24 protein-coding genes are annotated in these 23,784 nt (G+C 44.3%); 14 read left to right on the top strand and 10 right to left on the bottom strand.

Features of this window, described 5'->3' with window-relative positions; translation table 11 throughout:
• Positions 1-20 precede the first annotated feature (20 nt).
• The 3 genes from NCI00_RS19850 to NCI00_RS19840 are packed head-to-tail and all read left to right on the top strand — an operon-like array spanning position 21 to position 2,711.
• Complete coding sequence (locus NCI00_RS19850) at positions 21-911, top strand: SDR family oxidoreductase (RefSeq protein ID WP_253530468.1); 891 nt, start codon at positions 21-23, stop codon at positions 909-911.
• Positions 912-927: 16 nt separating this feature from the next.
• The gene (locus tag NCI00_RS19845; RefSeq protein ID WP_253530465.1) at positions 928-1,947 is read left to right on the top strand and encodes a sensor histidine kinase; all 1,020 of its coding nucleotides are present in this window, start codon (positions 928-930) and stop codon (positions 1,945-1,947) included.
• Positions 1,944-2,711, top strand: coding sequence for a LytR/AlgR family response regulator transcription factor (locus NCI00_RS19840; RefSeq protein WP_253530462.1), 768 nt, complete (start codon positions 1,944-1,946; stop codon positions 2,709-2,711). Before NCI00_RS19845 ends, NCI00_RS19840 begins: the two co-directional genes overlap by 4 nt.
• A gap of 11 nt (positions 2,712-2,722) precedes the next feature.
• On the opposite strand, the gene NCI00_RS19835 is transcribed toward NCI00_RS19840, so the two are convergent.
• Positions 2,723-3,211: a helix-turn-helix domain-containing protein gene (locus tag NCI00_RS19835; RefSeq protein ID WP_253530459.1), complete on the bottom strand. Its 489-nt coding sequence runs from the start codon at positions 3,209-3,211 to the stop codon at positions 2,723-2,725.
• Positions 3,212-3,629: 418 nt separating this feature from the next.
• Here NCI00_RS19835 and NCI00_RS19830 point away from each other — a divergent pair, with 418 nt between their 5' ends.
• On the top strand, positions 3,630-4,334 hold the full coding sequence (locus NCI00_RS19830; protein WP_253530457.1) for a LytR/AlgR family response regulator transcription factor: 705 nt from the start codon (positions 3,630-3,632) through the stop codon (positions 4,332-4,334).
• A 113-nt stretch (positions 4,335-4,447) separates the two neighbouring features.
• On the opposite strand, the gene NCI00_RS19825 is transcribed toward NCI00_RS19830, so the two are convergent.
• A complete protein-coding gene (locus tag NCI00_RS19825) occupies positions 4,448-5,146 on the bottom strand; it encodes a hypothetical protein (RefSeq protein WP_253530455.1) in 699 nt (232 codons plus the stop codon).
• Between the two features lie 348 nt (positions 5,147-5,494).
• Between NCI00_RS19825 and NCI00_RS19820 the strand changes: the two genes are divergently transcribed.
• From NCI00_RS19820 to lon, 3 genes are all read left to right on the top strand, one after another.
• Positions 5,495-5,785, top strand: a complete 291-nt coding sequence (locus NCI00_RS19820) for a co-chaperone GroES (protein WP_114065966.1) — start codon at positions 5,495-5,497, stop codon at positions 5,783-5,785.
• 109 nt (positions 5,786-5,894) lie between these two features.
• Complete coding sequence (gene groL / locus NCI00_RS19815) at positions 5,895-7,535, top strand: chaperonin GroEL (RefSeq protein ID WP_114065967.1); 1,641 nt, start codon at positions 5,895-5,897, stop codon at positions 7,533-7,535.
• 503 nt (positions 7,536-8,038) lie between these two features.
• The gene (lon, locus tag NCI00_RS19810) at positions 8,039-10,534 is read left to right on the top strand and encodes an endopeptidase La (RefSeq protein ID WP_253530452.1); all 2,496 of its coding nucleotides are present in this window, start codon (positions 8,039-8,041) and stop codon (positions 10,532-10,534) included.
• A 154-nt stretch (positions 10,535-10,688) separates the two neighbouring features.
• On the opposite strand, the gene NCI00_RS19805 is transcribed toward lon, so the two are convergent.
• Together NCI00_RS19805 and NCI00_RS19800 are read right to left on the bottom strand one after the other, a co-directional pair.
• Positions 10,689-11,933: a pyridoxal phosphate-dependent aminotransferase gene (locus tag NCI00_RS19805; protein ID WP_256498288.1), complete on the bottom strand. Its 1,245-nt coding sequence runs from the start codon at positions 11,931-11,933 to the stop codon at positions 10,689-10,691.
• A 55-nt stretch (positions 11,934-11,988) separates the two neighbouring features.
• On the bottom strand, positions 11,989-12,723 hold the full coding sequence (locus NCI00_RS19800; protein WP_253530451.1) for a DUF4290 domain-containing protein: 735 nt from the start codon (positions 12,721-12,723) through the stop codon (positions 11,989-11,991).
• 149 nt (positions 12,724-12,872) lie between these two features.
• On the opposite strand from NCI00_RS19800, the gene NCI00_RS19795 reads away from it, so the two are divergent.
• Together NCI00_RS19795 and NCI00_RS19790 are read left to right on the top strand one after the other, a co-directional pair.
• Positions 12,873-13,895, top strand: a complete 1,023-nt coding sequence (locus NCI00_RS19795) for a hypothetical protein (RefSeq protein WP_253530450.1) — start codon at positions 12,873-12,875, stop codon at positions 13,893-13,895.
• 113 nt (positions 13,896-14,008) lie between these two features.
• Positions 14,009-15,244 carry a spore maturation protein gene (locus tag NCI00_RS19790; RefSeq protein WP_166558964.1) on the top strand — a complete coding sequence of 412 codons (1,236 nt, stop codon included), beginning with the start codon at positions 14,009-14,011 and terminating at the stop codon, positions 15,242-15,244.
• On the opposite strand, the gene NCI00_RS19785 is transcribed toward NCI00_RS19790, so the two are convergent.
• The 3 genes from NCI00_RS19785 to rpiB form a co-directional block, all read right to left on the bottom strand.
• A complete protein-coding gene (locus NCI00_RS19785) occupies positions 15,238-15,789 on the bottom strand; it encodes a YceI family protein (RefSeq protein WP_253530449.1) in 552 nt (183 codons plus the stop codon). The two genes, NCI00_RS19790 and NCI00_RS19785, sit on opposite strands and share 7 nt — an antisense overlap.
• A 7-nt stretch (positions 15,790-15,796) precedes the next feature.
• Complete coding sequence (locus NCI00_RS19780) at positions 15,797-16,417, bottom strand: hypothetical protein (protein WP_253530447.1); 621 nt, start codon at positions 16,415-16,417, stop codon at positions 15,797-15,799.
• Between the two features lie 181 nt (positions 16,418-16,598).
• Entirely contained in the window at positions 16,599-17,033 is a 435-nt protein-coding gene (gene rpiB / locus NCI00_RS19775; RefSeq protein WP_114459553.1) for a ribose 5-phosphate isomerase B, read from the bottom strand.
• 165 nt (positions 17,034-17,198) lie between these two features.
• Between rpiB and NCI00_RS19770 the strand changes: the two genes are divergently transcribed.
• From NCI00_RS19770 to NCI00_RS19760, 3 genes are all read left to right on the top strand, one after another.
• A complete protein-coding gene (locus tag NCI00_RS19770; RefSeq protein ID WP_114459552.1) occupies positions 17,199-17,924 on the top strand; it encodes an LOG family protein in 726 nt (241 codons plus the stop codon).
• A 159-nt stretch (positions 17,925-18,083) separates the two neighbouring features.
• Positions 18,084-18,641 (top strand): pyridoxamine 5'-phosphate oxidase family protein, encoded by a 558-nt coding sequence (locus tag NCI00_RS19765; protein ID WP_253530445.1) that lies wholly within the window; start codon positions 18,084-18,086, stop codon positions 18,639-18,641.
• Between the two features lie 127 nt (positions 18,642-18,768).
• Positions 18,769-19,887, top strand: a complete 1,119-nt coding sequence (locus NCI00_RS19760) for a YncE family protein (RefSeq protein WP_253530443.1) — start codon at positions 18,769-18,771, stop codon at positions 19,885-19,887.
• Here the strand turns inward: NCI00_RS19760 and NCI00_RS19755 are convergent, their stop codons facing one another.
• Positions 19,888-20,109 (bottom strand): VF530 family protein, encoded by a 222-nt coding sequence (locus NCI00_RS19755; RefSeq protein WP_114065979.1) that lies wholly within the window; start codon positions 20,107-20,109, stop codon positions 19,888-19,890. It lies immediately after the preceding gene.
• A 155-nt stretch (positions 20,110-20,264) separates the two neighbouring features.
• Between NCI00_RS19755 and NCI00_RS19750 the strand changes: the two genes are divergently transcribed.
• A complete protein-coding gene (locus tag NCI00_RS19750; RefSeq protein WP_253530441.1) occupies positions 20,265-20,429 on the top strand; it encodes a hypothetical protein in 165 nt (54 codons plus the stop codon).
• Between the two features lie 58 nt (positions 20,430-20,487).
• Positions 20,488-22,323: an alkaline phosphatase gene (locus NCI00_RS19745; RefSeq protein WP_253530440.1), complete on the top strand. Its 1,836-nt coding sequence runs from the start codon at positions 20,488-20,490 to the stop codon at positions 22,321-22,323.
• A 10-nt stretch (positions 22,324-22,333) separates the two neighbouring features.
• Here NCI00_RS19745 and NCI00_RS19740 read toward each other — a convergent pair whose 3' ends face one another.
• Both NCI00_RS19740 and NCI00_RS19735 read right to left on the bottom strand, forming a co-directional pair.
• A complete protein-coding gene (locus NCI00_RS19740) occupies positions 22,334-22,627 on the bottom strand; it encodes a DUF3817 domain-containing protein (RefSeq protein WP_253530439.1) in 294 nt (97 codons plus the stop codon).
• A 9-nt stretch (positions 22,628-22,636) separates the two neighbouring features.
• Complete coding sequence (locus tag NCI00_RS19735; RefSeq protein ID WP_253530437.1) at positions 22,637-23,764, bottom strand: glycerate kinase; 1,128 nt, start codon at positions 23,762-23,764, stop codon at positions 22,637-22,639.
• Between the last annotated feature and the right edge of the window lie 20 nt (positions 23,765-23,784).

The following is a 23,784-nucleotide window of genomic DNA, read 5'->3' as shown; positions in this document are numbered from 1 at the left end:
TGGCTACCAATCATACAACCATGAGCGCTAAAAAAACAATTGCCATTGTCGGCGCTACGGGGCGCTTGGCACAACCCGTAATTCGGCAACTACTTTGGCACGGCTATCAAGTACGGGCCGTTGTGAGAAATATTGAAAAAGCAAAAAAAATGCTACCCGATTCGGTCGCATTGGTGCAGGGGGATGTTGCAGACTCATCAAGTCTTACGCAGGCGTTTAAGGGGATTGATTACGTCTACATCAACCTCAGTGCCGATGAGGTGCTGCCCAATCAAGCGTTTTATGCCGAGCGAGAAGGCATTCAGAATATCGTAACAGCCTGTCAACTCAATGGTATTCAGCATATTCTAAAAATAAGTGCTTTGGGGGCGTATCCGTTTATTGAGCACCACAAAGATATTTTACAGAATAAAATTAGGCGGCAGGGGCATCGTTTTATTGAGCAATCAAACATCCCATTCACCATTTTTCATCCCACATGGTTTTTGGATAGCCTATTTTGGGCCATTAAAAAAGACAATTTTCAATGGATAGGTAAGCCCGTCGATTTTTACTGGATCAACTCCGAAGATTATGCCGTACAAGTCATCGAAGCCATCGGAAATCCACAGGCATTTGATACGCATTATGCCGTGCAGGGGCCCGAAAAAATGAATTACAAACAGGTCTTTGAACGGCTGAAAACTTCCTTCAACCCACGGCTAAAAATGCAGGTACTGCCCCTTTGGATGGTCAAATTGATGGGAATTTTCTCGCCTAAAATGAGCCACTTGGCTGAGTTATTTGGCTTTTATGAACAAACCAACGAGGCATTTTACGCGCAAAAAACCTGGGTAGACTTGGGCAAACCGCGTACTTCTCCCGAAGAATTCGCCCAGCAATTTGGGGAAGAAAAAAGTTTGTATCTTTGATAAAAAATAGTCGTTTATGGAAACTGTCGTACTCAACGACCGCAAAGCGAGGCTCATTGGTATCCCGCTACTCAGCCTGATGATTCCCCTTATCACCCACAGCGACGTGTTTTTGGCGGGGGATATGAATGGAATATTTCATTGGCTCAGCACCTGCTTTCTCAATACTTTTTTGCTTTGGGAAGGCAATCGGTACATTTTCATTAAATCGCGGCAGTTTTTTCCACAATACAATCAAACTACCCAACGACTTGTCTATCAAACCATTGCTAGTATTTCGTATACTCTTTTGACTACCATCATTGTGGATTATTTTTTTTGTAATCAATTACTTGGCTGGGAAGAGCGAACGCCTTTTTTAATCGGTTTCCGAATCAGCCTCATTCCCACCTTGGTAGTGACGCTTATTTACGAAAGCGTATTTTTCTTTCAAGCGTGGCAGCAAAATGTTAAAAAAACGGAATCCCTCGCCCGCGAGAATGTTCAATCCCAGCTCGAAGCACTCAAAAATCAGCTTGACCCCCATTTCCTTTTCAACAGCATGAATACGTTGGCCGCGCTCATCGATGACGAAAACGCCCCCGCCCAAAAATACCTCGACCAGCTCTCGGATGTGTACCGGTATGTGCTAGTGAGCAGGGAAAAATCAACGGTCACGCTAGAAGAGGAAATGGCTTTTTTGGACGCGTATATTTACCTCAACAAAACACGTTTTCGGGAAAACCTGCTGGTAGAAGCGCAAGTCGACGAGGCCGCCTACCAAAAACAAGTGGCACCATTGAGCCTTCAGATGTTGCTCGAAAACGCCATCAAACACAACATTATTTCAAAAGAGAATCCTCTCACTATTAAGATTTTACAGGAAAATAACTATCTAAGTGTTGCCAACAATTTACAGGAGAAAAAGACATTTGAAAAATCAACTAAAGTAGGACTGCAAAACATCATCAACCGGTATCGTTTGCTCACCGACCAACAAGTTGAGATTCATAAAAGTGAATGGAATTTTACCGTACGTATACCCTTGCTTCCATGAAGGCCCTAATCATCGAAGACGAATACCCTGCTGCTGAGCGCCTGACCAAAATGATTCAAAAAACCGACAGCAGCATTGAGGTGTTGGAGGTATTGGAAAGTATTGAAGCCGCCAAACGATGGTTTTCTAGCCATGAGGCACCCGATTTGATTTTCTCCGACATTCAGCTTTCCGATGGTCTGAGTTTTGTGATATTTGACGAAATACCCATCAATAGCCCCATTATTTTCACCACTTCGTACGACGAATACGCCATTAAAGCCTTCAAAGTCAAGAGCATAGACTATTTACTTAAACCCATAAAACCCCAAGAACTCAGCGCGGCCATTGAAAAATACCGCGCGCTCACGGGCGCAAACGCTCACCAAGACTACGGCCACAAAATTCAGTCTTTACTTGATATTCTTCCGTCGGCAGGTCGAAAGTACAAAAACCGTTTTTTGGTCAAACAACATGAGCAATTTGTCCCTATTCACCGACACGAAATCGCTTATTTTTTTACGGCCAACGAAATGGTCTGCTTGATTTGCAATGACAATCGACAATTTTTGATAGATTATACCCTCGAAGAACTAGAAAAAATGCTCGACCCTAGTCATTTTTTTCGCCTCAATCGACAGTTTATTGCGGCCCTTTCGGCCGTCAAAAAAATACACTCTTACTTCAACGGAAAGCTCAAACTCGACCTACACCCCGAACCTCTGCAGGAAATACTGGTCAGCCGAGAGAAAGCCTCTTCCTTTAAAGAGTGGATAGAGGGCTAGAAAATAAAATATCAAGCCTGACTTTTGCGGTACTTAAAAGGGGTTGTCCCATAAAACTTCTGAAACATTTTATTGAACTTAATAGGTTGCGTATAACCCACACGCTCAGAGACTGAACTAGCGGTTTGACCTTCGCGCAACAAGCCAGCGGCGTATTCCATTTTATATTCCATGTAGACCCGATAAAAAGGTTTACCAAAACGAGCTTTAAAGAGCTTCTTGAACTGGGCAATACTTAACCCTATTTCCGCGGCAATCTCCTCCATTTTCGGTGGTATTTTTTCTACTCCTTCCACAATGTATTTGTGATAGACCCCGTCAATAGGACTTAGCTCCGACAAATGCGCTTTGCCCCAACTTGGCGGGGCTTCGGTTCCCGATAGTGTAAACGCAATCTGATTACTTAACAGGAACGGTAAAACTTTATCTATATAACCCACATTCAAGTAAATATTCATTTGAAGGGAGTCATCTGTTAGGTTTTGACTTAAATCATTCATAAGTACACATTGATGGTAGTTATTAGATGAATACTGATTGCTAACCTACAACTCAAGAAATAGATATAGCTATCAAGTCTAAAGACAAAAATTATACATCCAAAATTTTAACACCCTTTGGGATACAATCGGTTGATTAAGGGGTACAAACAACCCTACAAAGAATAAAAACCCTCAAGAAAAAGACATATTTATTAGACAACAATCACGCATTTCAACCTTTTTGTATATATTTTCAAAAAGCTACTCTCCTCTAAGATTATGCACAATTTTCACATATAATCGACCAAAAAGGACTTTTTATATTCTACGAAGTACAATTCATTGATTTCTTTTGTAAAAAAGTTACTTCAAGTATATATTTTGGTCTCACTATTAAAAATTCAATATTTCGTCTAAGCACCTAAACTCACTCTCAATGGGCATACAAAATATACTCCTTATCACAAACAATCCGAGTTATGGTGTACAATTAGAACAATCATTATCGATGCTTGGGTATACCATTGTAGGCCAACTTAATAGCTACCAAAATGCCCTTGATTTTGTGAGCCTCACCGACGTCGAATTAGTGATTATTGACATTCCATTGGAGGGGCCACAGAATGGATTAAAACTTGCTGAAGAACACGCCTTCCAAAACCTTCCGGTTATTTTATTGACCCATCATGATTCATCAGAAATATATCAAAAAGTGGCAGCTGTGAGCCACCCTTTAACATTATATTTGGTCAAACCATTTCACATCCATACCCTCGACAGTATCATTAAAATATTGGCACAAGACCCCATCCAAGAGCCAAAATTCATTCAGGGAAATTCACGCAGTGAATTTATTGCCATCAAAGACATCATTTATATAGAGGTTGAGCATAATTACATATTTATACAAACCGCAGCACGTCGGTATGCCTTCAAAAAATCATTAACTCAGCTTAAATTGCAACTACCGACCAATCGTTTTCTGCAAGTCCATCGTAGTTTTTTGGTTAATAAGAAATTCATAAAAAAAATAAACCTTGAAAAAAACATCGTAGAAATTGCAGGTTATACCCTCCCACTTAGCCGCCGTATGAAGCACAATCTACTTTCGAAAAACACGACTCAACACCCACTAAATTAAGGTCACTCTCCATCAAGTTTGTATACTTTTATGGCAGTACTTCATTTACAGAACGACCCCGCAGGCAGTGCCTGCGGGGTCGTTTTATTTAATCGCTATTTTTCAGAATACCTCTAAGCTACGTGTTTAACAATCAACTGTTTGGCAATTGGCAACAAAGTTTCCTGCACAGGATAGTCGGCGGGAGATTCAATGAGATAGGTGGCGGGGTTTGGCAGTTCACGTCGTTTTTTGATAAGCGTCAGTTTGAGATTTTCAAAGGTTGTTGAAATACTTTTACGCACGGTTTCGAGGTAGGTCGTTTGCACCCCCCTTTGTTCACGGTGCTCAAAAAGCCGAATTTGATAGTGAAATATGTCCGTTTCATGGCGGCGGGCACGGTACAGAAAAAGATACCCTTCTTTCAAATGCAACGGCACAATCCCCACGGGGGCAAACGTCAACTGTGCTTCGATGTCGGCATATTGGCTTCGTCCCTGTGTCAGCGTTTGCTGAAAAAGTGGCAGAGAATACTCTAAAATACTGTCAATTTCGGAGAGTTGCTGATTTTCCTGAAATTTTTCGTAGACAAATCGCTTTTTTTTAAGATCTACCCCAGTTACTGCTTTAGGAAAAGAAGCAACGATTTCACTTTTGGTGTTTTTAAGTTGTGAGGCAGTTTCAAAGTGGGTCTGGACATCGGGCAAATCAGGAAAAAGTCTAGCTTGGCTAAAATTACCTTTAACCCCCTGTAAATAAGCCAATAACAAATATTTTTTATATTCAAAATCAATCCATCCGTCGGTAAGCCAATCTGTCGTTAAGGTTGCCATATACATTCTTTTTAATATTGATAAATCAGTAACAAGTTGTGAGCACTAAATAAAAAGTCCTGAGAAGAGTGTATTTTTCTAAATACTCAGCACTACAATTTAGCAACTCAAATCAAAATCCAATTTAGCAAAAAAACAAATACTGCCAAATAAACAACAACAAAAAGTTATATACTGCCAATGATTATTCCGAACATGACAGACTTTACCCTTTAAAACCCCAAAAAACTGCAAAAATGGCAGAGAATTGTGCTAATTAGGTGCTGGCATAGAAAATGATACCTTTGCCCACGAAAAACTTATTAATAAGTTCTATAAATTTTAAACCAATTAAAACCCCTGATAACTATGTCAGCAGTTGCAGAAAAAGTAAATGTTAAGCCGTTGGCAGATCGCGTGCTAGTACAAGCCGCCCCTGCCGAAGAGAAAACCGCTTTTGGTATCATTATCCCCGACACTGCAAAGGAGAAGCCCCAACGTGGTACGGTAGTGGCAGTAGGTCCTGGCAAAAAAGATGAGCCCCTTTCCGTTAAAGTAGGCGATACAATTCTTTACGGCAAATATGCAGGTACTGAAATTACCGTAGAAGGTCAAGAATACCTCATCATGCGCGAATCTGACATTTTTGCGATTATCTAAGTTAGACGTTAATGGTTATCTGTTTAACCGAATGGTATTCATCTCCAGATAACTCATTACAGCTAACTAATAACAAATCAACCATTAACAATAAACTTATTTACAAGACATGGCTAAGAAAATATTTTTCGATATCGAAGCACGTGACAAAATTAAAAAAGGCGTAGACACCCTTGCCAACGCCGTTAAGGTAACGCTTGGACCTAAAGGCCGTAACGTTATTATTGACAAAAAATTCGGTTCACCAGCCATCACCAAAGACGGTGTAACGGTAGCGAAAGAAATTGAATTGAAAGATGCAATGGAAAACATGGGTGCTCAACTCGTGAAAGAAGTTGCTTCAAAAACCGCTGATGCTGCTGGTGATGGTACTACTACCGCTACTGTATTGGCACAAGCTATCTACACTATCGGTTCTAAAAACGTAGCTGCTGGCGCAAATCCAATGGATTTGAAACGCGGTATCGACAAAGCGGTTTTGGCCGTAACTGCCAATCTTGCTGAACAAGCTGAAAGCGTAGGCGATGATTTCAACAAAATCGCTCAGGTGGCCACTATTTCTGCCAACCATGACGAAGAAATCGGTAAAATGATTGCTGACGCCATGAAAAAAGTAGGTACTGAAGGCGTAATTACGGTAGAAGAAGCACGCGGAACCGAAACCGAAGTTAAAACGGTAGAAGGTATGCAGTTTGACCGTGGTTATCTTTCTCCATACTTCGTGACCAATGCGGAGAAAATGGAAGCCGAAATGGAGAAACCTTTCATCTTGATTTCTGAAAAGAAAGTTTCCTCAATGAAAGAATTGCTTCCTGTATTGGAAGGCGTAGCACAAACAGGTCGTCCGTTGTTGATCATCGCTGAAGATGTTGACGGCGAAGCCTTGGCTACTTTGGTTGTGAACAAAATCCGTGGTGCATTGAAAGTATGTGCCGTTAAAGCTCCAGGCTTCGGCGACCGTCGTAAGGCTATGTTGGAAGACATCGCTATCCTGACGGGTGGTACTGTAATCGCCGAAGAGCGCGGTTTCAAATTGGAAAACGCTGATCTTCAGTACTTGGGCCACTGCGAAAAAATCATCATTGACAAAGATAATACCACGATTGTGAACGGTTCGGGCGATGCTGAGCAAATCAAAGCGCGCGTAAACCAAATCAAATCACAAATCGAAAATACAACTTCAGATTACGACCGCGAGAAATTGCAAGAGCGTTTGGCTAAATTGTCAGGCGGGGTAGCGATTCTTTACATCGGTGCTGCTACTGAAGTTGAAATGAAAGAGAAAAAAGACCGCGTTGATGACGCCCTCCACGCAACTCGCGCTGCCATCGAAGAAGGTATCGTAACAGGTGGTGGTGTAGCCCTTATCCGTGCCATCGATGCATTGGATAACCTACAAGGTATCAACGAAGACGAAACTACGGGTATCAACATCATCCGTCAGGCGTTGGAATCTCCGCTTCGTACCATCGTAGCCAACGCTGGTGGTGAAGCTTCAGTAGTTATCAACAAAGTGAAAGAAATCAAGGGTGGATTTGGCTACAACGCTAAAAATGACACCTACGAAGACCTTTTCGCAGCTGGTATCATTGACCCCAAGAAAGTAACTCGTTTGGCTTTGGAAAACGCAGCCTCAATCGCAGGTCTGTTGTTGACTACCGAATGTGTTATCGCCGACGAACCAGAAGAAAATGCTGGTGCGGGCGCAGGTGGCCACGGACACGGCGGCGGTATGGGCGGCATGATGTAATCAATCATCATTTCCCGATGCAGTTTTACCCAAAAGCCCTCATTCACCTTGAGGGCTTTTGTTTTTTTAACACCTACTAACTCTCCTGTCGTTAGTAAGACTTTAGAGATTATTTTGCTCCATACTTAACAGCCAAATTCTAAAGCTATTGTTATACACTCATACCTTAAAGGAGTGGCATGATTTTTTCTGATAAAAGATATGAAAATCAATTCAAAGGTTCGCAGTTTTGCACTTTTTGGGAGAAGCGCCCATTTTTAGAAAGTAATGCTTACCTTTGTCATCTTTTATAACATTAGTCTTTCACCAATCTTATTACAACAAATTGAGCGTTATTCCACTCTATTCAGAGCCACCCAACTCCCGGACTATCAATCTATATTTCTTCCTTCCTAGAGATATTCATTCATTTTAACTTATCGCGGGAAGCATCTCCTTTCTTTACAAGAAATTTTCATATATTTAATTTTCCAAACTTTACTGTCAAATTGACAGCCTGCCCTATGAATCTCGACCCAAACGAATTATATACACGATTAATGTTAGCCGAGTCTGATTTAGACAGTCTTGAAATCTTACCGCTTGGCAGCCCAGACGGTGATGATGAGCCCATCGAAATGCCAGAAGAGTTGCCAATTTTACCCCTGCGCAACACAGTATTGTTTCCCGGAATGGTCATTCCTGTCACCGTTGGGCGGCAGAAATCTATTCGATTAGTAAAGAAAGCCTACAAAGGCGACCGCATCATTGGCGTCATTGCACAGCAAAACCAAGACAAAGCCGAGCCCACCAGCAGCGATTTGTTTGGCATCGGCACCATGGGCTACATCATCAAGATGATTACCCTGCCCGATGGAAATACTACCATTATTTTGCAGGGACGTCAACGTTTTCGCGTCAAAGATTACGTCCGCGAAGACCCTTACATGATTGCGAAAGTAAGCGCCATTGAAGATTTTTTCCCCAATCAAAACAAGAAAGAATCCAAAGCGCTTATTCAAACACTCCGCGATTCGGCCCATAAAATCTTAAGACTCAACCCCGATATTCCGCAAGAGGCCCGCATTGCGCTCGACAACATCGAAAGTCCCACTTTTTTGACGCACTTTCTGTCTTCCAATCTCAACGCCGAGGTTTCGGATAAGCAGGATTTGCTCGAAAAACCAACGATTCCGGAGCAAGCCACCAAATTGCTGGAATTGATGATGCGCGAAATCCAGATGCTTGAACTCAAACGTGACATTCAGTCGAAGGCGAGTTCTGACATTGACCAACAACAACGTGATTATTTCTTACGGCAACAAATAAAAGTATTACAAGACGAGCTTGGTATGGAAACACCCGAGCGGGAGTTGGAAGATATTCGCCTCCGAGCCGCCAAGAAAAAATGGCCCGAATCGGTCAAAAAACATTTTGAGAAAGAATCTCAAAAACTACAGCGTATCAACCCAATGGCTCCCGACTACCCCGTCACGCTCAATTACTTAGAGTTGATGGTAGACTTGCCGTGGGGAGAGTTTACGAAGGACAATTTTGACCTTAAACGCGCCCAAAAGGTACTGGACGCCGACCACTTTGGGCTCGAAAAAGTAAAAGAGCGTATCATCGAATACCTCGCCGTTTTGAAGTTAAAGAACAGCCTAAAAGCACCTATTCTGTGCCTTTACGGCCCTCCCGGGGTTGGAAAGACCTCCCTAGGAAAATCTGTGGCTAAAGCACTCGGACGCAAGTATATTCGGATGGCATTGGGCGGTTTGCACGATGAAGCCGAAATTCGCGGACACCGTAAAACCTACATCGGGGCCATGCCCGGAAAGGTTATCCAAAACATCAAAAAATCGGGCTCGTCCAACCCCGTTTTTATTCTCGACGAAATTGATAAAGTGGGTTCAGACTTTAGAGGAGACCCAGCGTCGGCGTTGCTCGAAGTACTTGACCCTGAACAAAATAATGCTTTCGCTGACAACTACTTAGAGGTTGAATACGACCTTTCGAAGGTATTGTTTGTCGCCACGGCCAACTCCCTCGAAACCATTCACCCCGCCCTGCGCGACCGCATGGAAATCATCGAGTTGACGGGTTATACGGTAGAAGAAAAATTGCAAATTGCCAAGAAATATCTTGTTCCAAAACAACGCAAAGACCACGGCTTGGAAACCAAGGCATTTAGCGTGGAAGACAAGGCCATCATTAAAATCATTGAGCATTATACCCGCGAATCAGGGGTTCGGAATTTGGAGCAAAAAATCGGCGCCTTGGTTCGTAAGGTGGCAAAATCCATTGCTTTGGAAGAAGAATATCCCAAACCAATCAAAGCAGAGCACGTAGAAAAGCTGCTGGGTGCCGAGATTTTTGACAAGGATTTGTACCAAGACAACGACACTGCGGGTGTGGTAACAGGCTTGGCGTGGACCTCCGTGGGTGGCGAAATTCTCTTTATCGAATCTAGCTTAAGCCGTGGCAAGGGTGGGTTGACCCTTTCGGGACAATTGGGCGATGTAATGAAAGAGTCGGCTATCACGGCCCTCTCCTACCTCAAAGCGCATTCCGATGCCTTAGACATTGATTATCGGGTGTTTAACCACTACGATTTACACATTCACATTCCAGCAGGGGCAGTGCCGAAAGACGGGCCTTCGGCGGGGATTACGATGCTGACGTCCATTGCTTCTATTTTTACCCAACGTCGGGTGAAACCTCAACTCGCTATGACGGGGGAGATTACGCTTCGGGGCAAGGTGTTGCCAGTGGGTGGAATCAAAGAAAAGATTTTGGCGGCCGCGCGCGCAGGAGTGACCGAAATCATCATGTGCCACAAAAACCGTAAGGATGTGGAAGAAATCAATGGAAATTACGTAAAAACGCTAAAATTCCACTACGTTGAAAACGTGGATGAAGTTCTGGCCATTGCCCTATTGCCCGAGAAGGTCAAGAAATCTACCCCCTTTATTTTTCCTGACGACACCCAAAAGCAACCAGTGCACGAAGCTGTGAATTGAAATATTCTTCTCCCTTTTAAAGCAATTTAAAAGGGAGTTTTCCCAAACAAAAAGGGTAGTCTCAGACTTTTGAGACTACCCTTTTTAATGAATGAAGTGATTCAAAACGAACCTGTTTCACCCTCTTTTTATGAATTGGTATCAGATTAACTCGTTATACTAAATAAGCTTCAACGGGGCTTTCGGCATGAATACGTGAGTTATCAAGAAATTGTTCAAGCCGATTCATGGCAATCGTCAACTCATCAACACTCGGTAAAGTTACAATACGAAAATGGTCGGGTTTAATGTAGTTAAAACCCGTTCCTGCCACGACCAACACTTTTTGTTCTACCAATAATTGATACACAAAGTCTTCGTCGTTTTTAAAATCAAATTTACGCAGGTCAATTTTTGGAAAAACATACAAGGCCCCTTTGGGCTTCACGCAGGTGATACCCGGAATAGCCGTTAGTCGATTGTAAATCAGCTCCATCTGCTTGTACAAGCGGCCCGTAGGCAACACCAAATCTTTGATGCTTTGGTAGCCGCCCAAGGCGGTTTGAATGGCGTATTGGGTAGGAACGTTGGCGCATAAACGCATACTTGCCAAAAAAGTCAATCCTTCGATGTAGGATTTCGCTTTGTGTTTTGCACCGCTTAAAATCAACCAACCACCGCGAAAGCCCGCTGAGCGATAATTTTTGGAAAGACCGCCAAACGTAACGCAAAGGGTATCCTGCACCATAGTAGCAACAGGATAGTGGACGGCTCCGTCGTAAAGAATTTTATCGTAAATCTCGTCCGAAAAAAGAATCAGGCGGTGGCGTTCGGCAATTTCCGCGATTCGGCGTACTACATCTTTTTCGTAGACCGCACCCGTTGGATTATTGGGGTTTATCATCACAATCCCTTTGGTACGCGGGGTGATTTTGCTTTCCAAATCATCTAAATCAGGATTCCAGTCACTTTGTTCATCGCAAATATAATGGACAGGTTTCCCGCCACTCAGAGCTACCGAAGTAGTCCAAAGGGGATAATCGGGCGAAGGAACCAGAATTTCATCGCCTTCATTTAGCAAAGCCTGCATCGACATCACAATCAACTCACTGACCCCGTTGCCGATGTACACATCATTGATATCAACGCCTTTGATTCCCTGCGTCTGCGTATAATGCATCACCGCTTTCCGTGCCGCAAACAACCCCCGTGAATCTACGTATCCTTGCGCATTGCGAATGTTGAGGATAATATCGTGAATAATCTCGTCGGGCGCGTCAAAGCCAAACGGGGCCGGATTGCCGATATTAAGATTAATAATCTTATACCCTTGACTTTCAAGCTCAAGGGCTTTTTCGTACACCAGGCCTCGAATATCATACCGCAGATGCTCAAGGCGTTTACTTTTCAGGATTTGCATAATCAGTAGTTGTCAGGAATCAGTAGTGAGGATGCATTGTACTCACTACTTCGAATTATCGTCTCCGATTGTTCTTATTGCTTCTAAACTTATCGCGGTCACGATCGCGGTCGCGGTTGCGATTATTATTAGGATTATTGTTGTTGTTATTATTACGGTTGTTGCCCGTGTTGCCACTTCGTTCGCGGTTGGGGTTATTGCTGTTGAAACTTCCGCGATTATTTTGGAGATTTCGTTGGTAACGCTCTACGTTGGTTCCTTTGTCGCGCGGGGCAGATTCTACCAATCCGTTTTGGCGCAGATACGCCAACTCCTCTTTCAAACGGCCGCCAGAGACCTCATCCAACTGCGTAAATACGATATTATCGTCGGGGTTGTCTTTGTTCCAAGTGTTATAAAACGTCCGCATCTGACGAATCAGGTACGAAATAAAAGCTAGTTTTTCTTCTTTATCCTGACAGTCGATGGCTTTTTGTACGAGTAAAAGCAAATTTTTTCCGTATTGTTTATACCGAATATTCGACTGGTTGTAGGGTACACGCAGGGGTTTTTTGCCCACCGCTTCGGGCGAAGGCGGGGCAAAAGGACTATCTACATCTAACTTAAAATTGGTCATGATGTACAGATCATCCCACAGTTTTTGGGAATAATCCTGACCATCACGCATATTAGGGTGAATTTGCCGCATTAATTCGACCAAGATGTGGGCATACAGATTACGCTTTTCGCGGTCTTGCAGGTCGACGAGGTAGTCAGCTAATTTTTGGACGTTGCTTCCGTATTCTTTCAATGGAGTCAATATTTAATAACAAAGCAAAGTTACGAAAAATCAAGATACTTTGGCAAAATGAGTAGCTAGTCGTAATTTTGAAACTTCGTTTTTTTTCAATTAATAAAAAAAGCGTTTAAAAACCAACGGATAACCAATCACTCCTTCCAATGAGTAAAAAAGTAGATGTCAGTATTGCGTTTTATGGAAAGCCTTATCAGGCAATTGTTACCATTAAAACATTAATGAAGTACAGTGGTCAGCACATTGACAAAATTTATCTTTCCCGCGAACGTCTCCAACCGCACAACGACTACATCGGCATCTTCAAAATTATTGATTATTTCCGTAACTCCGACGTAAAGTTAGTCATTCAGCATCCTCATTATTTCTTAGGCCTTGGCGTATCTGATTATGAGCGAGCCAAAACCGACACGCGTTACCGTCAAAGCATCATGTACCAGTACCCGCTGGAGATGACCGATAAGAAGTACCTCTGCGTCATGCACAACGATATGTTATTTTATGGTGACATGATTGGTGATATGCTCAAAGAATTTGAAAAAGGGCCCGAAAACCTCACTGGCGTAGGCTCCATCGGACAGTGTTGGAGTTGCCCCGCTGGGCCAGATTGGGGCAATAAATGTAATTCTAAAAAGTTTGAAGAATACGTTCCGACGCAAGAAGAGGCCATTGCGCTGGCCGAAAAATACCCGACCCCCCGCCAAGACATCCAATTGAGAGTACTCAAGGCAGGGCGCGTCCATATCCTGCCCGAATGTCGGCTCAACGAATATTGCGCCATGATTGACGTCGAGAAATACCGCAAGGAAACTCTTCCACAGGGGGACATCGGCTGCTACGGCGGCGGATGGCGCGGCGTTGATACGGCCACGGTTTGGTCGCACGACATGTACAGTCGTGGCTATACGTTCCGGCATTTAACCCTTGAAGATTATACTCGTCACGCCGCATTTGATACAACAGGCAGTGGAACAAAGGCCAATTCTAGCTCAGAAACCTACTGGAATGCCGAGAAAAATGCCGAGAAATACATCGTTGAGAACTACGGTCCGATTAATTTCAGCCCTTACCTCACCTTGGCCAATACCTACGATACCTTTAAGCGTAAAGCGTGGCTGGTGCTGATTCATTCGGTGGGCTTTGCCAAAAAACTGGTAGGAAAGCAGTAGTTTGTTTCATTTTTGCGCACGCAAAGACGCAGGATAGTCAGGCTTTTTTTGCGCCGCTTCCCGTCTTCGCGTGATTTTTTATATTTTTAGGTTTCCTAACCTTCTCCCGCCCTATGGCCCTTAATTACATCTGGATTGGATTTTTCCTTATTTCTTTTGCGGTTGCTTTGATTAAATTCATTTTTTCAGGCGATACTGAAATCTTCAAATTGATAGTCGAAGGCATGTTTGATTCTGCTAAGGTCGCCGTGATGGACATTGCGCTACCTTTGGCAGGAGTGATGACCTTCTTTTTAGGATTGCTTAATATCGGAGAAAAGGCGGGTGCCATCAATTTTCTTGCCCGAATCATTGGCCCATTTTTCCATCAGCTTTTTCCAGAAGTACCTAAAAACCACCCTGCTAACGGCCAGATGATTATGAATTTTTCGGCCAATATGCTGGGGCTGGACAATGCCGCAACGCCTTTTGGTTTGCGAGCTATGCAAAGTCTTCAAGACCTAAACCCTACCAAAGAAACCGCTAGTAATGCCCAAATCATGTTTTTGGTCTTACACACGTCGGGGTTGACCATTATTCCGCTTGGTGTGATGGCCCAACGCTCCATCTTGGGTGCGCAAGACCCGTCCGATATTTTAATTCCGTGTCTGATTGCTACCTATATAGCCACTGTCGCCAGCATCATTATTACTGGTTTTTGGCAACGTATCAATCTATTCAATCGAATCTTTATTGGCTGGATAGGCTCGATAACCGCGATTTTGGGGCTGCTTTTGTGGTATTTGTCCACACAAACGAAAGAACAGCTCGAAATCATTTCAAAAGTGGGGGGCAACTTGATTTTATTGATCATTGTAGTGGCTTTTCTGCTCGGCGGGCTCCGCAAAAAAATAGACTTGTTTGGTACTTTTGTAGATGGGGCCAAAGCTGGTTTTGAAACGTCGGTCAAAATCATTCCCTACCTAGTCGGAATGTTGGTGGCCATCAGTACTTTCCGAAATGCGGGCGTAATGAATTACTTGGTAGAAGGCTTAAAATACCTGATTGCGTTGACTGGCATGAACACCGATTTTTCTGATTCATTGCCCGTAGCGTTGATGCGCCCCATCAGTGGCAGTGCATCGAGGGCGCTCATGATTGACAGCATGAAGCAGTTTGGCGCAGACTCATTCGTGGGACGATTGTCGTGTATGTTTCAAAGCTCTGCCGATACCACTTTCTACATTGTTGCGCTGTATTTTGGTTCGGTAGGCATCAAGAAAACCCGCTATGCCATTGTTGCAGGACTAATTGCCGACTTTATAGGGGTAACTGCCGCAATTTTGCTCGCCTATTTGTTTTTTCACTGATTTACATCAAATACGAAGGTAAACTTAACGTTGATTTCTTCCTTGATAGACGTTCCCAAAAGGGAAGGAATGGGAATATTATATTCTTTGAGATTAACCGGAAATGCCCCTTCTACTTTCATTTTATTCCCTTTGAGAGACGTTTGAGCATTAACGCTGATTTTTTTGCTGACCCCATGAAAAGATAAGTTGCCAACAATGGTCATTTTACCAGCGTTTGCGACGATAGAATCCCCCGTAAAACTAACCCTCGGGAATAGCAATGCTTCTATTTTTTCCATTGCATTGGAGTCACGATTGGAATTCCGACTGTCAAAACTAACAACTTTGGCCGAAGCAGCAACTGTCATAATCTCCTGTTTGTCAGGACTATAATTGATTACGCATACCACCGCATTCGATTTGGCCGTCCAGTTGTGCAATGGATGAAAACCCTCATAACTTACCGAGGACTGGCTGGGAAGCGCAAATAATTTTACGTTTGAAAAAGTTGTTTTTTCTCCAAAGTACAAGAGAAATCCAAAAAAAATAGCAATAAGATTCATACACTATTTACTTAAATTTTAGACTTACTACACTCAGCGTCATGGCCGCAAATGTGGTATATGCGGCGGCCCGATGGTAGGGTTTTAGAGAAGGATTCTCGGATATTCTGCGAGCCAATACGTTGGTAGCAATCATGCCCGAAAGATGTAAAATGGCCAAACCACGGTGAAGTTTCACGCCACTGAATCCTTTTCGACGTACCATTGGTGGAGGGGCCGTAAGTGAAAGAAGCGCCGCAGTAGTGTAGGTGATGTTGATTCCCATGGCCATATTTTCATGGGTATTTTTGAGAGAAGGCGAATAATTGCGGTATAACTTGGCCCCAAGAAACCCCTGCCCCACCATGCCTGCCAGCGTAGTAAGCCCCACAAAACGGTGAATTTTCAGCATATTTCGCCTGATTTTGAGCTCACTCTGCCTGTTTTGAATAGTCAGTGGTCGCCAATTTCGCACCAACCCTTTACTTCCCCACACCGCTCGTTGGGTAAAAAGCATTTTTGAAGGTAATAAATCTGGTATCTGATTTACGCCAATATCGGCTAGAAGGGTGTCAGTTTGGGTTAGTTGTGCCCAGCAAAAACTAAAAGTGCCCAAGGTGAGCCAAAGCCCAAAAACGATAATTTTCATCAATGACGTTTAGGTATATATTTTACACCTAACATGTACGCAATAGATGGGACGTTTGGATTTAATGGCTATTTATTAATTGATAAAAATAAGCGTAGTCGTCAACGATTTTGAATACAAGCAGTAAAGAGGATTGATTGAAGAGGTTTCGGTGATTTCCGAAACCTCTTCAATTCGTTATTTAACAGGCAATTTTTCCGACACGCGTAGCGTGGCGTCCACCTTCAAATTCGGTATTTAAAAATATCGTAACGCACTCAAACGCCGTTTCTTCGGCAATAAACCTTGCAGGTAGACAAATGATGTTTGCATCATTGTGCTGACGAGCCAGCGCCGCCAACGGCGTATCCCATACCAATGCCGCCCGAATTCCCTGGTGTTTGTTGGCCGTTATGGCCACACCTTGTCCGCTACCGCAGACCAATACCCCCGCGTCAAATTCTCCTTTTTCCACCGCCAAAGCCACTGGATGCGCAAAATCGGCGTAGTCGGCCGAGTCGGCGCTGTAAGTTCCAAAGTCTTTTACTTCATACCCTTGCTCTTTCAGCCACGCTGCCAGCGGTTCTTTTAAGGAAAATCCGGCGTGGTCGCCGCCAATTGCAATTTTTTTAGCCATAACCTGAACTAGAATTAAAATTATTTTCGTTATTGTTTCCCGTTACCGCAAAGGTACAAAACCTTGGGTAACCGACCTGAATAATTTCACAACCCGTCTCCGTGTTTTTGGGTTTCCTGTTTAGGAACTACAAAAATTGAAAGACCCTTTAAAAAAGTTAAAGCCATGTCAGAAACTGAATTATTGAACGAAGAAGATCGCATTCGCGAAGCATTTGAAGACAAAAACTGGAATGAAATAAAAACCGCCGATTCATGGGTCATTTTCAAAGTCTTGGCCGAGTTTGTAGAAGGATTTGATAAGTTAGCAAAAATCGGCCCGTGTGTCTCCATTTTCGGCTCTGCCCGTACCAAACCCGACCATGAGTATTACAAAATCGCCGAAGAAATCGCCGCCAAACTCGTACGCCACGGCTACGGGGTTATCACGGGCGGCGGCCCTGGGATTATGGAAGCGGGAAGCAAAGGCGCTTTTGAACAAGGTGGCAAATCGGTAGGTTTAAACATCATTCTCCCCTTTGAACAGCACAGTAACCTGTACATTGACCCCGACAAAAACATCAACTTCGATTTCTTTTTTGTCAGAAAAGTAATGTTTGTCAAATACTCTCAGGGTTTTGTGGTCATGCCGGGCGGATTTGGCACCTTGGATGAACTTTTTGAAGCACTAACGCTCATTCAAACCAAAAAAATCGGCCGTTTCCCCATCGTCATGGTCGGAAAAGCCTATTGGTCGGGGCTGCTTGATTGGATTAAAACCACCATGCTCGAAACCGAACGCAACATCAATCCCGAAGACCTCAAACTGTTTAGTTTGGTCGACACCGCCGAAGAAGCCGTGCGCGTCATTGATGAGTTTTACGCTAAATATTTGCTAAAACCCAACTTCTAACCGTTGCTTCAACACCCGTATTTTGACCCTTGAAAATACCTGCAAAGGTTGTTTTCAGGGGTTTGTTTTTTTCTGCCCTTTGTAACTATTATTATTGTAAAGTAAACCCAAACACTTCTCTAAAAGTGTTGATTACCCAACGATTTAAACGCAACCGCCATGGGAAAATTTCACCCTTCCATCCACAAATCGCACCAAGAATTTATTGAAAAACAACATCTGTTTTTTGTCAGTACGGCACCACTCAACCCCGACGGACACATCAATCTGTCGCCCAAGGGCTTGGATTGTTTTCGGGTTTTGTCAGAAAATAAAGTGGCCTATATGGATCTAATCAGTAGCGGCAATGAAACCTCTGCCCATACGCTCGAAAACGGTCGCATTACGTTTATGTTTTGTTCTTTTGATGCCAATCCACTCATTTTGAGGCTGTATGGCAAAGGGTTTACCGTTTTGCCTTCCTCCGACGAGTGGGCAACTTACGCCCCCCATTTTACCGTTTATCCCAGTACGCGCCAGATTATTGTGGCCGATATTAACTTGGTGCAAACCTCATGCGGATTTGGCGTACCCGAATTTGAGTACAAAGGAGAGCGAAGCATCCATTTTGATTGGGCCGAGAAAAAAGGGGAAAGCGGCTTGGCCGAATACATACAAAAAAATAATTTAACCAGCCTCGACGGCCTTCCCTCTAATCTCGGCTTGGCCCAAAAATAAGTCGTCAATGCTACAAGGTTTAGGACTCTAGAGTCATCTCGTTCATTTTCTGGAATAGTTATAAAAAGACCCTTGCCCCCTTTTCTCTAAAAGGGCAAAAACGCCCTTGGTATCTCCAAATACTACGATGAAAAAGGTACGATTCCAGCTTTTGCTATTGGCCTTGTCTTTAGGGGTCATGGGCCTTTTTACCCATACCATTCCCAAGAAAAAGCAAGCCCTCAAACGCTACCTGTACGTGGCAACGCCGGGCATACGAAATTACCTCGAATACGGCGGACATGGCTTAGTGGTCTTTGATATTGACAATAATTATCGGTTTGTCAAACGCATTCCCACGGCTGGGCTGGATGCAGAAGGCAAGCCCATAAACGTAAAAGGAATTTGTGCAAGCTTGGCCACCAACAGCATCTATATCAGTACCATCACCACCTTGCAATGCATAGATTTAACGACCGAAAAAGTAAAATGGGAACGTAAATACGACGAAGGCTGCGACCGCATGGCCATCTCTCCCGACGGCAAAACGATTTATCTGCCCACGTTTGAAAAAGATTATTGGGCGGTGGTGGATGCCGCCACGGGCGATGTAAAACAGAAGATTGTCCTCAATTCTGGCGCTCACAACACCATTTTCGGATTGAACGGGAAAGAGGTGTATCTGGCAGGCCTACGCTCGCCTTACTTAACCGTGGTGAATGCCCAAAAACCAACGGAAACCCGCCAAGTTGGCCCATTTAGTGCGTCTATTCGTCCTTTCACGGTAAATGGAAAACAAACGTTGTGTTTTGTGAACGTCAACGATTTGCTGGGTTTTGAAATCGGCGACCTCAAAACGGGCAAAATGCTGCACCGCGTTGAAGTCAGCGGAGTACAAAAAGGGCCCGTCAAACGCCACGGATGCCCCAGCCACGGCGTCGGCCTTACACCCGACGAAAAGGAAGTTTGGGTCGTAGACGGTGCCAACCAGAAAGTCCATTTTTTTGATGCAACGGTTATGCCCTCCCGCCAAATCGGGAGCTTGTCGCTGCGTGACCAACTGGGCTGGATTACGTTCAGTCTGGACGGGAAACACGCCTACCCATCCACTGGGGAAATCATCGACGTAGCTACCCACAAAATCATTACAACGCTCCAAGGAGAGAACGGACAGGGAGTGCACAGCGAAAAAATGATTGAAGTGCACTTCAATGGTCAAAAACCCGTACAGCTAGGCGACCAATTTGGTTTGGGACGTGTACGTTAGTTAATCATTCAGACTCATCAAATACAGTTGTTCTACTTTGGCCCGCGCCCAAGGCGTTTTTCGGAGAAATGCTAAGCTAGATTTGATGCTTGGGTCGTATTGAAAACAACGAATATTGACGTACTCACTCATGGTTTCCCACCCATAATGAGCAACCAAGTGATTCAGCATCATTTCAAGGGTGATGCCATGAAGGGGATTATTGGCTTGCGGATTTTGCATGGAACAAAGATAGAAACGGAGCACCCACATCGGTACACTAGCATCCGTTTTTTTTCATTTTTCAATCATTATATCACCATATTTTACAAAAGCATAACAGCAGCTTCATCTTGAAGACATGGTAAACGCGTTGTTTTACGGTCAAAAAGAACGCTATGAAATCAACATTAAAGCATAACTTTGCCACTTCAAATTATCATTGGAAACGTAAATGGAGCTGGCGCCAAAACCACGCAGTAGTCCGCCCCAAACCCCAAAATGACGCGTACGACACGCAGGAGTTTCGCAATACTCCCTTTCCTGATGCAGTTACTTTTTAGGAAAAATACAGTAAAAATACCCTCAAGGTGTTTTCTATCATTGATTCTAACCATTTTTATGAAACGTTATTTTTTACCAGTCCTTTTCGCTGTCTTTGCCGTTTTGCAAAGCCACAGCCAAATTACGTACACCTCCGCCAATGCACACTCGCACAATGACTATGCACAGGCCAATCCTTTTTTTGGTGCTTACAACCTTCAATGCGGGGCCATCGAAGCCGATGTTTTTCTCAAAGACGGTGAACTGATGGTAGCGCACCATCCCGATGAAATCAAGCCTGAGCGCACCTTTCATGCCTTGTATTTGCAGCCGCTCGCCGCGCAGCATCGGGAAGGAAAAATGTATCCCTTACAATTATTGATTGACCTAAAAACCCCCGCTGGCCCTACCCTAGAAACGTTGGTCAATCACTTGAACCGTTTTCCGTACGTTTTTGGCGACAACAAATCCGTCAAAGTGGTCATCAGCGGCAACATGCCTTCACCCAGTGATTTTGGAAAATATCCCTCTTGGGTTTTGTTTGATGGCAGATTTGAAGAAACTTATTCTGACGCTGCTTTGGCCCGCGTGCCATTGTTCAGCGCTCCGTTCAGTAGCGTTTCTCGTTGGACGGGGGTTGGTTTATTTCCCAAAGAAGACCGCGAAAAATTGGTTGAGTTGGTGAATCGTGCCCATCAAAAAGGAAAAAAAGTTCGTTTTTGGGGAACGCCTGACAATGAAGCCGTTTGGAAAGAACTGATGGCAGTGGGCGTTGATTGGATTGGAACCGATGCGCCGCAGACGCTGACAAATTATTTTAAAAGTACAAAACCTGCCGACAGTCAATACACCAATACAGTTCCCGCGTACACGCCTTATCAACCCTCCTATAAGAGTGACGGCATCAATAAAACGCCCAAAAACATCATTTTTTTGATTGGCGACGGCATGGGTCTTGCCCAAATGCACACCGGATTGATTGCCAATCACGGACAGCTCCACATGGCGTTGTTTAAGCATCTTGGTTTAATGCAAACCCAACCTGCCGAATCGTTCATCACCGACTCAGCCGCCGCGGGCACCGCCTTGGCCACGGGATATAAAACCAAAAACGGGACCATTGGCATGGATGCCACCTTGGTAGCCCGTCCTTCGCTGACCGTAACCGCCAAACAAAAAGGAAAAAAAAGTGCCGTTATTTCGTCGGGGCCCATCACAGATGCAACCCCCGCGGTCTTTTATGCCCACCAGCCCAAGCGTGGTATGCAGGAAGAAATTGCCGCTGATTTTCTCAAAGAACCCTTGGATATTTTAGCGGGTGGTGGAAGCAAGTATTTTTTTGAGCGCAAAGACAAAGCAAATCTGGGGGATTCACTCAAAGCGCGTCAGTATGATGTCATCCGTAAATACGCCGAAATAGCTAACCAGAATAAAGCTGAAAAATTCGTCGTTTTGGACGACCAAGCCACACTCTCAATTGAAAAAGGGCGTGGCAATTTTCTACCATTAACGGTAAAAGAAAGCATCAGTCACTTCCAGAAAACGGCAAAAAAGGGCTTTTTTATCATGGCTGAAGGAGCACAAATCGACTACGCCGGCCATGCCAACAATACAGGTTATGTAGCCAATGAGGTACTGGATTTTGACAGGGCAGTGGGTGAAGCGCTACGTTTTGCCGATGAAGACGGCCAAACGCTCGTCATTGTCACCGCCGACCACGAAACGGGCGCAATGAGTATTACGGGCGGTAGCGAGTCAGAAGGAATGATTAAAGGAAATTTTGGTTCTAAAGGCCACTCTGCCATCATGGTTCCAGTGTATGCCTACGGCCCGCAATCCCAGCAATTCGGTGGAATTTACCAGAATACCGAACTTTCCAACCGCATTCGTCAATTGCTGGAAGAATCAAAATAAAGTTGAATAGTTAGCGAAACAGTTTCGCATCCGCCCAAAAAGTACCGAAAGGAACCAATGAAGCCAAAAAAGCAAGGACCGATTTTTTTATTGACCAGCTGTATTCGACGGCGGCCATTATAACGTACAAAATATACAACACAAATAGCACTCCGTGGGCCATGCCAGTGATTTTTACGGCCATTGGCTGGTCCGCCATGTATTTTAAAGGCATGGCAATAAAAAGAAGTACCAGAAAAGATATACCTTCTAAAAAGCCAATAATACGAAGACGTCCAATGGTGTTTTTAAGCAAATGCATCATTATGGTGGGCTATTTTTTGACTTGATTCAGTAGTTTTACGAGATAATGGGTACTGTTTTTCACCCCTTCATAAGCATAGGGTATCGCTTCTTGAAGACTCATCGGACGGGGCAAAATAGAAGTGGCGTACGAAATCCCCAAATGCGCTAGGTCGGCGGGCGACACCATCAACGCTCCGCATAGTGCCGCTACTGGAATGTCGCGCTTTTGAGCCGCACCCGCAATTCCTGCAATGAGTTTTCCCTGCAAAGTTTGTTCATCAATTTTTCCTTCACCCGTCAACACCAAATCGGTATCGGTCAAATGTGATTCAAAATGGGTCTGTTCCATTACGATTTTAACCCCTTCTTTCAGGACCGCATTTAGGAAAAATAACGCTCCAAATCCCAAACCACCCGCCGCTCCCGTACCAGCAACGTGTGCTATATCTACGTCAAAGTCACGCTTTACGACCCATGCCAAATGCTGCAATCCGAGTTCTAGTTCCGCTACCATCGCCGCATCTGCCCCCTTCTGAGGCGCATATACGTGCGCCGCGCCGTCTGGTCCGAAAAGCGGTGCCGTCACATCACAGGCGACTTCAACCGTTATTTCAGGTAAATGCTGAGGCGGTTTTATTTGTTGGATTTTGACTAAACTTTCGCCATTGGGAGGCAAAGCAATGCCGTTGGCGTCCAAAAACTCCCACCCTAAAGCCGCTGCCATGCCAATGCCTCCGTCGGTAGTAGCGCTGCCGCCAATGCCAAGAATTATATGACGCGCCCCTTTTTCAGAAGCCTCCAGAATAAGCTGACCAGAACCCAATGTTGTAGTTTTGAGGGGATTACATTCGTCGGAGTGAAGTAAGCGCAACCCCGAAGCAGTCGCCATTTCAATGTATGCCGTTTGGCCATCGGCAGAAAGTCCGTATTCTGCTTCAATGCGGCGACCCAACGGATCAGAAACAAAAGCAGTGTGCATCTTGCCCCCCGCATTAAGCGTCAGAATTTCAGCGGTTCCTTCTCCCCCGTCAGCCATAGGAAGCACCACAATTTCAGCTTCAGGAATCACTTCATGAATGCCGTCACTCATGGCTTGGCATACTTCATAGGCCGTCAAGGAACCACGGAATTTGTCGGGTGCAAGCAGAAATTTCATAGTTTAGCGAGAAGTCGGGC

It is taken from the genome of Runella salmonicolor (assembly GCF_024158025.1).
Classification (GTDB): domain Bacteria; phylum Bacteroidota; class Bacteroidia; order Cytophagales; family Spirosomataceae; genus Runella; species Runella salmonicolor.
This window is presented reverse-complemented; position numbering and strand designations above follow the sequence as displayed.